Source organism: Photobacterium lucens (genome assembly GCF_009873615.1).
Lineage (GTDB): Bacteria > Pseudomonadota > Gammaproteobacteria > Enterobacterales > Vibrionaceae > Photobacterium > Photobacterium lucens.
In genome coordinates this window covers 1-13,541 of the sequence record NZ_SSMG01000174.1, presented here as the reverse complement: position 1 = coordinate 13,541, position 13,541 = coordinate 1, and the positions used below count along the sequence as shown (strand labels likewise).

Genomic DNA, 13,541 nt, shown 5'->3' with positions numbered 1-13,541 from the left:
CGAATAATAGGGTTTATCTAGCAGTTGAACAACGGACAAATTATAATGTTCAGGATTAAAAAAACTAATGTATTAAATAGTCGAGAAAAGTATGTCTAGACGTTTACCCCCGCTCAACTCATTAAAGGTATTTGAAGCGGCAGCAAGGCACTTGAGTTTTACTCGTGCGGCGGAAGAATTATTTGTTACGCAAGCTGCAGTTAGCCATCAAATTAAAGCGTTAGAGGAATTTTTAGGATTAAAACTATTTCGCAGACGTAACCGTTCTTTGCTATTAACTGAAGAAGGTCAGGGGTACTTTCTCGATATTAAAGATATTTTCTCTGCCATTTCAGATGCTACCGATAAGGTATTAGAGCGAGGTTCAAAAGGTGCGCTTACCATTAGTTTACCTCCAAGTTTTGCTATCCAATGGTTAGTGCCGCGTTTAACCGATTTTAATGAACAACATCCTGATATTGATGTGCGCATTAAAGCGGTCGATTTAGACGAAGGTTCATTAACAGATGATGTTGATGTGGCGATTTATTACGGTCGAGGTAATTGGCCGGGGCTTCGTGCTGACAAGCTGTATCAAGAGTTTATGATGCCAGTGTGTTCACCTATGCTGTTAATGGGAAATAAACCACTGCATAGTCTTGATGATTTGAAGTTTCATACTTTATTGCATGATACCTCGCGTAAAGAGTGGAAGAACTATGTTCGCCATTACAACATTTCCGGCGTTAACGTCAACCAAGGTCCAATTTTCAGTCACTCAACCATGGTGTTACAAGCCGCAGCCCACGGTCAGGGTATTGCGCTTGGTAACAATGTATTGGCACAACCTGAGCTAGAAGCAGGGCGTTTAGTGTGTCCGTTTGATGAAGTGCTGGTGAGTAAAAATGCATTCTATTTTGTCTGCCAAGAGCGCCAAGCAGAGACGGGACGTATTCAAATTTTTAGAGATTGGGTATTAGCGAAAGCCCGTCGTGAGCAGGAGGACATGCCTGATGTCGAACTTAGCCAGTGAATACATGATCAATGAGCCACAATCAGGCACAGCAATCGCGACTTTTTTGTTTGCCCATGGCGCCGGCGCAGGAATGGATCATAGCTTTATGACAGCCGTTGCCGAAGGGTTAGCCAAGCACGATATTCGTGTGGTTCGGTTTAATTTTCCTTATATGGTGAAACGGGGTGAAGACGGTAAAAAGCGTCCGCCCGATCGTCAGCCAAAACTGTTACTCGACTTCCAACGTCATATTGAAAACTTTGCCGATAACGCGTTAGTGATTGGTGGTAAATCCATGGGCGGTAGAATGGCAAGTTTGATGGTGACGGATATTGCCGCTGAAAGTCCTGATGTCGAAAACTGTGCAACAAAAGTTAATGGCGTGGCGTGTTTAGGCTTTCCGTTTCATCCGCCAGGTAAGCCTGAAAACTTTCGCGGTGATCATTTAAAAACCATATCAACGCCAACGCTGATTTTACAGGGTGAGCGCGATACGTTCGGTACTAAAGCAGAAATGGCAGAGTGGACATTTTCACCTCAAGTGGAAATCGCTTTCTTGCCTGATGGCGATCATAGTTTTAAGCCACGTAAAGCCTCGGGATATACCGAAGCACAAAACATTGCAACAACGGTAGCGCAGTTAGCCCGTTTTATTAAGGAAACCTGTAATGACTAACGGATTAGAAAACCGCACTCGTTGGATACTGTTTATCGCAGCGTTAAGTGGTGCATTAACCGTAGGGCTAGGTGCATTTGCCGCACATGGTTTAAAGCACCATTTATCACCGTATTTATTGGATGTATTTAAAACAGGCGTCCAGTATCAGGCTTGGCATACCTTAGCGTTACTCGGTTGTGGAATATTGACACGCTTTTTGTCGTCAAAAGCTGTATCATACGCCGCTCTGTTTTTCGCCATTGGTATAATTTGCTTTAGTGGCAGCTTATATGCGTTGGCATTAACAGGCATTAAGTGGTTTGGTCCCATCACGCCGATGGGCGGAGTATGTTTTATTATTGGCTGGGTAATGCTTGCAATCGCTACCTGGCGTTCAGCTTGAGGGTTCCAACGTGAATCATGTTTTATTGTATTGTCGTCCTGGCTTTGAAAAAGAATGTGCAGGTGAAGTTCAAGACAAAGCAAATGCGCTGGAATTGTTTGGTTTCCCTCGGGTAAAAAACAATTCAGGCTACGTATTGTTTGAATTCTACCAAGCTGGTGATGCGGATAAGTTCATCCAACAACAGCCGTTCTCACAGCTTATTTTCGCACGTCAAATGTTTGCTTCATCGCAAATGCTAACCGATCTTCCAGCAGATGATCGTATCTCACCGATTCTTGAAGCAATTGGTGATGATGTGCCGAAATGTGGCGATCTACGTGTTGAAACGCCAGATACTAACGAAGCAAAAGAGCTATTAAAGTTCTGTCGTAAGTTTACTGTGCCACTACGCCAAGCGATGCGTAAGCGTGAGATCCTATATACGAAAGACAACAGTAAAAAACCTGTGCTACATGTCTGTTTTGTTGCTCCGGGTTGTTGTTTCGTCGGTTACTCATATAGCTCGAATAACTCGCAGTTCTTCATGGGTATTCCACGTTTAAAATTCCCAGCAGATGCACCAAGCCGTTCAACGCTAAAACTGGAAGAAGCTTTCCATGTATTTATTCCACGTAATGAGTGGGATGAGCGTTTAGCACCGGGCATGTGGGGTGTCGATTTAGGTGCGTGTCCTGGTGGTTGGACATATCAATTGGTGAAGCGCTCGATGTTCGTTCATGCGATTGATAATGGTGCAATGGCACAAAGCCTAATGGACACAGGCCAAGTTAAACACCACGCAGTTGATGGCTTTAAGTTTGAGCCACCACGCAAGAACGTGACTTGGATTGTATGTGACATGGTAGAAAAGCCTGCACGTGTTGCGCACTTAATGGGTGAGTGGTTAATTAAAGCATGGGCAAAAGAAGCCCTGTTTAACTTAAAACTACCAATGAAAGGCCGTTACGATGAAGTGCTGCAAGATATTGAAAATCTGAAAGTCTTCCTGATCCAAAACGGTGTGAAGTTTAAGTTACAAGCCAAGCATCTTTACCATGATCGTGAAGAAATCACAGTTCACATTCAGCGTTTAGATACACGCTCTCCACACTAATAGCGTGGATTGAATAGATAGCAAAACGCCACTGGCTAGTGATAGTCAGTGGCGTTTTTGTATCTATCGCTTTATTTTACGCTTGCGGTGCGTGGTAGCGAATATCTTGCAGATTAAACCCTAACGCTAAATCTGTTTTTAAGCTTGATGCTGCTTTACTAGCAAGCGCTATCTCATGATTACCATCAATTTTCTTTTTCCACTTAGCTGGTAAGTCATCGGCAGCAAGGATCGCTTCTAAATTAGGATAAAGCTGTAATAGTTCCACTGCCGCTTTCGGCCCAATACCTGCGATACCTGGAATTTTGCTAGAGCTAATGCCTGCTAATCCCCAGTAGTCAGTGAGCTTATCTGGTGCAACACCGTATTCTTTTTCGATAAAGGCACTATCTAGCCAACGTTCTTGGAAATAATCACGAATACGCAATGTTGGTTGCAGCAGTTGGCAGTAACCTTTATCGGTTGAAATGATGGTGACTTGTTCACCACGAGAAGCGACCTTAAGTGCAAGGGTCGCGACTAAATCATCGGCTTCATCGCCATCAGATAATAGAGAATCAATTCCCATATTCATAAATGCATCTTGAATAATGTCCATGCCCGTCATGAGCTCATCAGGCATTGGCTTTCTGCCTTCTTTGTAATGGGGAAGGATGTCTGCACGCCAGCCACGATCGTCACCATGATGATCGAACACTGCAACGATATGGGTAGGTTGGCTGATCTTGATGATTTTGCTCAATGCTCGACAACAAGTTTCTGCTGTTGCTGGAACATCTGGCTCACCTGGGCGAGCGGCATGAACACGACGAATAAGATTAAGAGCATCAATAACAACAAGATGAATAGCCATAAATGATTTCTATGTAAATAAAAAGGAGCACTAAGGCTCCTTATTGTACGCAATTATAATCATTAATGTTGTGATTATTTTGTTGCGGGCTCTGCGGTGATGATTTCATAACACGGTTCGTATTTACTACCTGGGAGTTTCATACGTTGCTGCTCGACGAAATCTTGCAGTAGCTTATCCATACGATCCATTAGGTATTTATCACCGTCAATCTTAAAGCGACCATGTTTTTCAATTTCATGGATACCTTCTTCTTTGACGTTACCTGCGACAATGCCTGAAAAGGCACGACGTAGATTGGCAGCGAGTTTATCAACGGGTTGATCCATATGAAGATCTAAATTTGCCATCGCTTCATGGGTGGGAGCAAACGGCATTTGGAACACATCAGGGATCTTCAATGACCAGTTAAAACAATAAGCATCACCATTAGAGCGGCGGTGCTCTTTGATGTCTGCCATGGCAGTTTTCATTACTTGTGCCACTTGTGCAGGATCATCAATGATAATTTGATAATGTTTGGTCGCTTCTTCACCTAGCGTGTGACGAATAAAGTCATCGAGTGTGCGGAAGTAAGCTTCACTCTCTTTAGGACCCGTTAATACTACAGGTAGTGGTTGATCGGCATTTTCTGGCTGCATCAAGATCCCCAGAATGTACAGTAGCTCTTCAGCAGTACCAGCACCGCCAGGGAAAATCACGATGCCGTGACCAACACGGACAAAGGCTTCTAATCGTTTTTCGATATCAGGCAGGATCACCAACTCATTAACGATAGGGTTAGGCGGCTCAGCGGCAATAATTGATGGTTCCGTTAAACCAATAAAGCGACTACTGCCATAACGCTGCTTAGCATGACCAATAGCTGCGCCTTTCATTGGTCCTTCCATTGCGCCCGGTCCACAGCCTGTACAGACATTTAATTCACGTAAGCCTAGCTCGTTACCCACTTCACGGGTGTATTGGTACTCAGTGGCATTGATGGAGTGACCACCCCAGCAGACCACAATATTGGGATCTTCACCAGCATGTAGCGTACGGGCGTTGCGCAGTAAGCTGAACACGAAATCGGTAATGTGTGGTGGGCTTTCAAGATCGATATCGTTACGACGTGCGACATGTAAATCGACATAGAGAATATCGCGCAGTACTGAGAACATGTGCTCTTGGATACCGGTAATGATTTTGCCGTCGACAAAAGCATGCTCTGGCGGGTTCACAAGCTCGAGTTTGATCCCACGTTCACGGCGTTTCAGGTTTATATCAAAGTCTTTATTTTTTTCTAATAGTTCTTTTGAGTTATCTGTATGACTACCGGAATTTAGCACTGCAAGTGAACAGTTACGATATAGACGGTATAAATCACTGCAAGCGGTGGCTTTTAAGCTATCCACTTCAATTTGAGAAAGTAGGGACATAGCACCTACTGGGCTGATATGTGTGATCATAGTAACCTCCCTGGTAACAATGAAACTTCACTTTGGCTCTGGCTTAATATCTCATCAAGTAGAGTAATAGACTGTTATTGAGGTTATTTCCTTCCGATGGATGATGAATTCATGCGTTGGAAGGAGATATATAACGTGTTGTTGTTTTTATTACCATACACAGAGAGTCAGGCTTTGACTAGTGGTGAATAGCAAAAGAGAAGATAGGATCTTACAGATTAATGAATTGATTTATAGCGTTAAACGGTATTGTTATAAGGAAATACCGTTTAACTGTAGGCATTATGAAATCCAAATTAAACGGTTATTTCCAGCATTTTGAGCGCTAATTAAGGCTTTTTCTATACGTTCAATAACAGAGTGATGATCGTCATTACCTTCAAACAATGTGGCACCAATTGATACTGAAATAGAAATATTCTTATCCTTAAAGCGGAAAGGTAAACGGCTTATGGCTTCTCGGATTTTAGTTAAGAGATGTTTTCTACGTTGTTCATCACTGTCGGGCATCAATAACATAAAGTTATCGCCGCTGACACGCGCTAAACAGTCGGTATCACTTAAACATTGTTGAATAGCTTTAGCGATGATTTTCAGTGCCTTATCGCCAGCATGATGACCGAAGTTATCGTTTATATCTCCAAAATCATCAAGGTCGATCAGCGCCACCGCTAATGGGTGTTGGTAGCGTAACCAGTTACGGTATTCATGCTCAATGCGATCCATAAACGCACTGCGGTTATACACTTGTGTGAGTGAATCTCGTAGCATGCTTTTTTCTTGATCTTGCAAACGTTGGCGATAGTGATGTGTTTGCTCGATAAGATGTTGAATTTGATTTTCACTGTGTTGTAACTGTTGAATTAGCGCTTGTTCGCGTGCTTTTAGAGCAATATTACGCTCTACAATGCTATCTAATTCTTGTGCGACGGATGCGAGTTTAGGGCTTGCTTTTGTCAGGTCTTTATTATCATTTAACTCAGTTTTGAGTTGTTGTGATACTTGAGATAACTCATTATCTAGCTCTCCTCGATGCTGGTGGAGCACCAAAGATTTCCCTGCCGTTTGATTGGTGTTTTTGTGCAGTTCGGCAAGATCACTATTGATATTATTCAAAAAGGTTTGTGATGCTTGGCGCTCATATAGTGTGGCATCTAAAATTAAGCGCAGTACTTGGAACTGAAGTGTTGCCAGTTTCTCAGTATCAATATCGTTAGTTAACTGATTTTTGATCTCTTGCAGTTTGTTGCCATACTCACCGTTAAAGTCGAGCTCAGTGATCAAGTATTGCAACTCGGAAATCAACTCAACCTGATGTGTTGCTGTTGTCTCACTACTGTGCTGTGCCAATTGCGGTACTTTATTGGCTGAGACTAATTTAATGGTGCGCTCATAGAGCTCAACAATACGCACAATACGTAAGTGATTATCGAGTAATACATCAGAGTTATGGGAAAGCACCGCACGTAGATCTCGACGTAGTTGTACGGGAAGATCACGATAACGAGATAAGGTTTCACCAGCTTGGTGGATTTTCTTATCTAAACGAAGATTCTGCTTATGAATAATATCGGCTTGTTGAGTGACTAAACGTTCAACAATGGCAAGGCGTGGAATGAGTTTACTGATATCGGTAGGCTGTTCGAGCTCATGACTGATATTTTGTAAGCGCTCATCAAGCTCTTTATTGATACCGCGACAAGCGATAACTAATCGTGTGATCAGACGTTTTAAGATCACGATTTCACGCCGTGATTTTAATGAGGCATCACGGTAAGAAAGTTGAGCTTGATCTAAACGTTGTTTCAAATTACTCACTTCAGAAACAACGGCATTAATATCTGTCACAGGTTACACATTCATACAATTACAATTAATATCCATATCGTATCTAAGCTTTTTGATTTTTAATCAATGTCTTAGATTTCTTTTTATCTTTCTTATTATCGACACTGAAAAAAAAGCCTGAACAACTTAACTTAGCTTTGTGTCAGTACTGTGATCATTATTCCAGATAATTTCTGCTTTTGATGAACTACGCACTTTAACTAACCCTTTGTCGATCCCTTCGATACAAGAGCGGCGAATATCGCCACAGACAAAGCTTGCTGCTGGTGCGGCATCAATGGCACAAATATGTACCCAGTGGCTTCCAGGATCGGTGTCATTCATATTCAGACCAGCATTCACTGCCATTAATAAAATGTCAATTAGCTCTTGGTCGTTAATAGCGGTATAGGCTCTTGGTAAGAAGGGATATTCCGCCATACCAATCTGAATCGCATTATTAAGGTTGTGCTTTAATGTGTAGTTATCAACGAGCTGTTGTAATGAGTCAGCCAGTTGTTTGGGATCGCAACTTAGACGGGCATTTGGCTCAATATAGAGGAACATGGCATCAGAGAAATGATAGATCCTTGCTGGTTCCAATACTTGCTCTTTTAAGTAAGAGCCAAACGCTTTTTCTGCATCTAGACCTTGCTTATAACCTTGCTCTAAGTAAATACGTTTTAAGAACGTAGCTTCAAATAGGGCGAAGCGTAAGCGATCACTGAGTGGCTCGTTAATGATTTCACCTAAATGCCATTGCTCGAAGTTAGCACTACTTTGTTGTAATGAGTTCGCTAAACGGGCATTGAGCATACGAAGATTTCGTAAACCGCTTCGAGGGTGAGTGTAGTAGTCTACACGTAACTGCGACAGCTGCTCTTTGAGCTGTTTTGAAATATGCTGACGACGCAGTAATAGCAACAACATAGCAGCCAATAAGCCAATCAGTACCATCGAGACTTTTTGTTGCTTATACAGTGCTTTTTCACTTTCAAATTGCTCGCGCTCCATTTCTTCGAGTTTCAGTGAGCGCTCCATCATTTTTTGCTGCTGCTTAAATACTTCAACATTACTTTTGGCAATACTTTCTTGTTTGCTGGCGTAAAGTTGTTCGTAACGACGCTGGCTTAAAAGGGCATTGTAATAGTCGTTCTGCTTTTCAAACGCTTCCGATAGGATAGATTCACCCATCAGTTGTAGCTTGATAGCACCGATACGGCTTGCGGAAATTAATCCTGCTTGAAGTGATGTAACAGCATTATCGAGCTTATTTTCAGCCAGCTCTAGTTGACCTTGTAAAATCTGGCTTTCAGCAACAATCTTCTCATTACCACTTTGTTGCGCCAAATTACGGGCTTGAACAATATATTGCTCAGCCTTGGTGTAGTTATACAAATGCAGGTAAACACGTGCAATGTTTAAGCGTAATCGAGCAGAGCGAACCTCGTGTTGAAGCTGGTTTTCCTGATCTAAAGCATTGAAATAATGCACTAATGCTAAGTTATAACGCCCTTGTTGCTCGTAGATAGAAGCAATTAAAGTCAGGGTTTTTGCTAACTGTTGGCTACGCTTGTAACGCTCAAAAAATTCACCTGCTTGGGTCGCGTGATCTAATGCTTTGTCATAGACTTTTCGCTCATCAAATAGTTCGGCTAAGTAGTAGTTAGCTTGCGCGATTTGTCCTTGGTCATCGGTTTCAACCGCTAGCCAATAGCCACTGAGTAAGCGATCCAACGCCATATCATAATGATGATGTTTTAAGTAATGCTGACCTAGTTTTAATTGGTAGTTAATCAATTCATCTTGATCATCAAGAGCAACCAAATAGCCTTTCGCTTTGATGTAGAGCTTTTCAGCTTTTTCATCGGCACCAATGTTTGACTCAATATTGGCGCGTAGCATTAATGCGCGGTATTTAAGTACTTGAAGTTGTTTAGTCAGTTTTAGCGATGGGGCTTTACGACTTTCTTTTTCGATGCTGTCGAGCATCTTTAATGCAGTGGCACTATTACGCAGATTTTCCCAATAGAATTCCGCCAGTAATAAACGGCTTTCGTAAAGAGGGTAAATAAGGCCATTATCACTCGCAATTTGTTCAGCTTTTTTGACCACTGAAATAGCTTGCTCAGAGCGATGCAAAATAGATAGCGCTTTTGCTTGAATTTGGAGTGCATTAACTGTGTTCAACGGGGTGCGAATAGTGTGATCGCTCTCTTCATTAATATGAACACGAGCAGGATCTTGAGGTTTACTTAGACGGCGTTGACTGAGGTATTTTTCAGTAAGCGAAAGGGCACGCTCTGGCTGACTTAATAGTAAACCATTGGCCTCGGAAAGCATTGGGACAGTGTAGACTTTTGCTTGTAGGCTGAAAGAAAGTGAGCATAAAACGAGACCAGTACAAAGCAAACGGCGAAAAAACATATCATCCCAAGACTGCAAAAAACGAATAGTGTTGATTTTACTGGCTTAAGGCATCAAGTCCAGCAAAGTAAACTTTTTTGCTGGACTTAATGTTGTTTTCGCTATCGAGGTCGAATTACTGACGAGCTAAGCGGAAGTTATCACTAGGAGATTTACCCATATTTGTGCGATATGGGTTGATATCTAAGCCACCACGGCGAGTATAACGTGCATAAACCGTCAATAATTCTGGTTTACAGTATTTCATGATGTCGCTGAAAATACGTTCTACACATTGCTCGTGGAACTCGTTGTGATTACGGAACGAGATGATATAGCGCAATAGTTTTTCACGATTAATACGCTTGCCTTTGTAAGCAATACGCACGCTACCCCAATCCGGCTGGCTAGTGATCAAGCAGTTAGATTTTAGTAGGTGGCTGTGTAGGATTTCTTCCACTTCTTCATCTTCAACACCGTCTTCAAGTAGTGCTGGATTGAAGCTGTAATCGTCAATTTCAATATCTTGATCGTCAATACAAGCGCCAAAGAAATTCACAATAGGCTGCTCACTGAAATCTTCAAGTGGTTGAATGGTGACATCAACATTTGCACCTGCACAGCGAGACAAATCGATTTGTAGTGTATCTGCAATATCTTGCCAGCTTTCAAAACGCGTTTGGTTGAAGCTGTTGAGATACAGTTTAAATGATTTTGACTCGATAAGATTTGGGCTTGATGCAGGTAGACGCACTTCACCAATAGCAACTTGCGGTAACCCTTTACTGTTTAGCCAAGACAATTCGTACAACGTCCAAATATCATAGCCAGTGAATGGGAGTGCATCATCACTGATATTAAGATCGGTACGGTTTAGACTTCTTGGCACTGCTTGTAGTAGCGATGGATCGTACTGATCTTTATACTCAGTGGTTTTACCAAGGGTTAAACCTGCTAATTCTTTAGCGTCTTTATATTTACTCATACTGTCTATGACACTCTTGGATTAGAATTGATAGTCCGTAAAAACGGTTTTCAAATCTAAAGTTTACTGAATCTTTAATGAGGTTGCGAATGAATCATCCAGTTACCCGTGCTTTATCTGATTTTTCTTCTCGTTATTTGCAAGTATGGTGTGATGCAGATCGCGGTTTTCCAGAAAGTCATGATCTTGTTGGCTTAGATTCACCTTGCGTTGTTCATGACTCTGGCGATGCTGTGACATGGAAACCTGAGCTAAGAAACCCTATGGGACGACTAGACGGGGTTGAAAAAGGCATTGAATTGACATTGCATGACGACATTCATGCGTTTTACTGCTCACAGTTTAGTGGTGATATGCTGGCTAAATTTGGCGACATTGAATTAGATCTTCTCCAAGCATTTAATGAAGAAGATATCGACCGCCTTCAACAAAATATTTTGGGCCACTTAGTAACGCAGCGCCGTTTAAAGTTAAAACCAACAGTATTTATTGCAGCATTAGAAGCTGAATTTGAAGTGATCTCTATCTGTAATTTAACGGGTAATGTACTGCTTGAAACATTGGGTAAAGATGTACGAAAAGTGCTTGCTGAAAGCGTGGAGCAATTTTTAACGCAGTTGCAACCAGTGCTTATCGAGGAATAAAAACGTGTACGTTGTTGAGTTACAGTTTGAGTGTTTTGATAATACGACCTTATCTCGTGTTGATCGTGCGATTAATGGTTTGATGGATGACTTGCGTTACAACGGTCAGGTTTTAGGGCGTGAGTTTCCAATTACTATTGATGACGGGATTTTTCGTGTACGTGCCGTATGCCCTGAAAAAGACAGCCTGCATCCTAAATTTAATAGCCCACAGGTAACCCGTTGTTTTGAGTTGCTCAGTGATGCTTGTTTATTAGCACCGAAAATTAAAGTGCTAGGTGTTGATTTAAATTCAGAATCAGTGGCAGAAACTGCGCGTCCTACATGGCAAGTGTTATACACTACTTATGTCCACACGTGCTCGCCATTACGTAGTGGTGATTCATTATTGCCGATCCCGTTATATCAAACTCAAGCACCGATTGATGGTGATCATAAAGCGTTGGTGAAGTGGCAAACAGAATGGCAAGCGTTTGATGAAATTCAAATGGCGAATAAGAGCAAACCAGCGATTGAAATGGCACTACATGAAATTGGTGACATTGATAGTGAGCTATTTATACGTGGTAATAAGCTGCGCGAGAATTTAGAGCGTCAGACTCAAGTACCAACCTATTACTATTTATATCGTGTGGGTGGTGAAAATCTAGAAAGTGAAGCGAGTCGTACTTGTCCTAGTTGTGGTAAGGATTGGCGAGTAGGAGAGCCATTACACGGCTTATTCCATTTTAAGTGTGATGATTGTCGCTTGGTTTCAAATCTCTCTTGGAACTTCCAATAGCAAAGTACACTAACGGCATTTAAATAAAAAGCTCCAGAGGAGCTTTTTATTATTGTTGTGCTTCTAATCTTGCTAAGCGCTCAGATAGGGCTGTGACTTGTTGCTCCAATTGGGCAATGCGCTCATCTGCGGTTAATGTTTTGGTTTGCTTTTCAATTGTCGGTACTTTTGCGTTTTTCTTCCATGCTTGCAGTGCTTTAATAATCACAGGAATCGGCAGGGGATTAGATAATCGCGCTTTGATCAGTGCAACGGAAGGCTCTTTACCTTCGGTTGTTAATGCTGCAATGACACTTTCTAATTCTTGAGTGATTGTCGACATTCTTTTTGTATCCTACATCTATAACCGCATTTACTTTCTTAGTAATGCATCGAGTTGATCTATTACCTCACACCAATCTGCATCTTGCTCTTGGCACTCTTGAATAAATCGGCGTTGTACCTTTGAGAAAAAAGGTGCCTCAGTTATATGTTGTTGCTGAGACAGCTGATGCTGAGTGATAAACACTTGTATAAATTCATCAGAGTTATTTAGTCCTAATTGACTAAATAGATTGGATAAATTGTGCTGGAATGGCTCCATGAGCAGTTCCTTATCATCATGACTGAGATACTAAGCAAAGTATAGTGCATTCCTATTGTCTTTTTTGACTCTTGGCTTTGTGAGAGATCTCTTACAAAGGTGTAAGATAAATCGATTACATGCTTAGTTGATTTCTTTGTTCTTAACGATAAGTTAATGATTTATATTGATTCTAATGGCGCTGGTATTTATAGAATCTCATTATTTTATAAACTATTGGTTTGGGTAGATTGTTTAAAATAACCAATAGCGTAATATTAATGGTGTCGGAAGGAGCTGACGGAACGGAACAGGAATTGACTACAGGATGTAGTATCTCAGGATGAGAAGTTGGTGAACTAGGATGGTTTATCAAGCAAGGATTGTGAAGGGACACCGTAGGATGCGGTAAGGTAAATAGGATATTTACCAGTCAGGATGACAGATGGAACATTTCAGGACGAAGTAAAGGACACCTCCAGGAAGGAGAAGAGAGTCAGAACAGGATGTGATGACGGGTTAGGATAACCAAAGGAACAACTTCAGGACGAAGTATAAGGACAATGCTGAAGGAAACAGCAGTCAAAGGAATGAGGCAGGGAGCACTATAGTAGCGGGAATGCTGCAAGTAAGACCTAAGGGCGCAACGAAAGTCGCGCCCGCTCTTTTTTCTGCCCTCGAAAAACTTTCCACACGCTTCACCTCCTTCATTTCTATGCGATCGATTTTTTAACATTATTACTATGTTTGGCCTAGATCTGCCTATTTTATTGGACTTTATGGTCATTTAGCTATTCGTCTTGTAAGAGATCTCTTACAAGCTTGTGGGAGTAATTCTTTTTTTGTATTGGAAAAATAGTAATAGATTCTCAATATATAAATAT

At 41.7% G+C, this 13,541-nt stretch carries 13 protein-coding genes; 6 read left to right on the top strand and 7 right to left on the bottom strand.

Annotated elements, in window-relative coordinates; all coding sequences use genetic code 11:
- The first annotated feature begins 91 nt into the window (after positions 1-91).
- The 4 genes from E5A76_RS08210 to rlmM are packed head-to-tail and all read left to right on the top strand — an operon-like array spanning position 92 to position 3,151.
- Positions 92-1,012: a transcriptional regulator GcvA gene (locus tag E5A76_RS08210; protein ID WP_042116732.1), complete on the top strand. Its 921-nt coding sequence runs from the start codon at positions 92-94 to the stop codon at positions 1,010-1,012.
- Positions 993-1,670, top strand: a complete 678-nt coding sequence (locus E5A76_RS08205) for an alpha/beta family hydrolase (RefSeq protein WP_161118611.1) — start codon at positions 993-995, stop codon at positions 1,668-1,670. Before E5A76_RS08210 ends, E5A76_RS08205 begins: the two co-directional genes overlap by 20 nt.
- On the top strand, positions 1,663-2,055 hold the full coding sequence (locus E5A76_RS08200) for a DUF423 domain-containing protein (RefSeq protein WP_053989504.1): 393 nt from the start codon (positions 1,663-1,665) through the stop codon (positions 2,053-2,055). Before E5A76_RS08205 ends, E5A76_RS08200 begins: the two co-directional genes overlap by 8 nt.
- Positions 2,056-2,065: 10 nt before the next feature.
- Positions 2,066-3,151 (top strand): 23S rRNA (cytidine(2498)-2'-O)-methyltransferase RlmM, encoded by a 1,086-nt coding sequence (gene rlmM / locus E5A76_RS08195; RefSeq protein WP_107167213.1) that lies wholly within the window; start codon positions 2,066-2,068, stop codon positions 3,149-3,151.
- Between the two features lie 76 nt (positions 3,152-3,227).
- On the opposite strand, the gene xni is transcribed toward rlmM, so the two are convergent.
- The 5 genes from xni to queF all read right to left on the bottom strand — a co-directional run bounded on the left by xni (position 3,228) and on the right by queF (position 10,670).
- On the bottom strand, positions 3,228-4,004 hold the full coding sequence (gene xni / locus E5A76_RS08190; protein ID WP_161118610.1) for a flap endonuclease Xni: 777 nt from the start codon (positions 4,002-4,004) through the stop codon (positions 3,228-3,230).
- Positions 4,005-4,078: 74 nt separating this feature from the next.
- Complete coding sequence (ppnN, locus tag E5A76_RS08185; RefSeq protein WP_161118609.1) at positions 4,079-5,452, bottom strand: nucleotide 5'-monophosphate nucleosidase PpnN; 1,374 nt, start codon at positions 5,450-5,452, stop codon at positions 4,079-4,081.
- 282 nt (positions 5,453-5,734) lie between these two features.
- On the bottom strand, positions 5,735-7,300 hold the full coding sequence (locus tag E5A76_RS08180; RefSeq protein ID WP_161118608.1) for a GGDEF domain-containing protein: 1,566 nt from the start codon (positions 7,298-7,300) through the stop codon (positions 5,735-5,737).
- Between the two features lie 126 nt (positions 7,301-7,426).
- Positions 7,427-9,706, bottom strand: a complete 2,280-nt coding sequence (locus E5A76_RS08175) for a tetratricopeptide repeat protein (RefSeq protein ID WP_161118607.1) — start codon at positions 9,704-9,706, stop codon at positions 7,427-7,429.
- Between the two features lie 115 nt (positions 9,707-9,821).
- A complete protein-coding gene (gene queF / locus E5A76_RS08170) occupies positions 9,822-10,670 on the bottom strand; it encodes an NADPH-dependent 7-cyano-7-deazaguanine reductase QueF (RefSeq protein ID WP_107280217.1) in 849 nt (282 codons plus the stop codon).
- Between the two features lie 89 nt (positions 10,671-10,759).
- Between queF and syd the strand changes: the two genes are divergently transcribed.
- The gene (gene syd / locus E5A76_RS08165) at positions 10,760-11,314 is read left to right on the top strand and encodes a SecY-interacting protein (protein ID WP_161118606.1); all 555 of its coding nucleotides are present in this window, start codon (positions 10,760-10,762) and stop codon (positions 11,312-11,314) included.
- A 4-nt stretch (positions 11,315-11,318) separates the two neighbouring features.
- The gene (locus tag E5A76_RS08160) at positions 11,319-12,095 is read left to right on the top strand and encodes a Zn-ribbon-containing protein (protein WP_107176458.1); all 777 of its coding nucleotides are present in this window, start codon (positions 11,319-11,321) and stop codon (positions 12,093-12,095) included.
- A 49-nt stretch (positions 12,096-12,144) separates the two neighbouring features.
- On the opposite strand, the gene E5A76_RS08155 is transcribed toward E5A76_RS08160, so the two are convergent.
- Entirely contained in the window at positions 12,145-12,417 is a 273-nt protein-coding gene (locus E5A76_RS08155; protein WP_008986219.1) for a hypothetical protein, read from the bottom strand.
- A gap of 30 nt (positions 12,418-12,447) precedes the next feature.
- A complete protein-coding gene (locus E5A76_RS08150; protein WP_008986220.1) occupies positions 12,448-12,678 on the bottom strand; it encodes a DUF2789 family protein in 231 nt (76 codons plus the stop codon).
- Between the last annotated feature and the right edge of the window lie 863 nt (positions 12,679-13,541).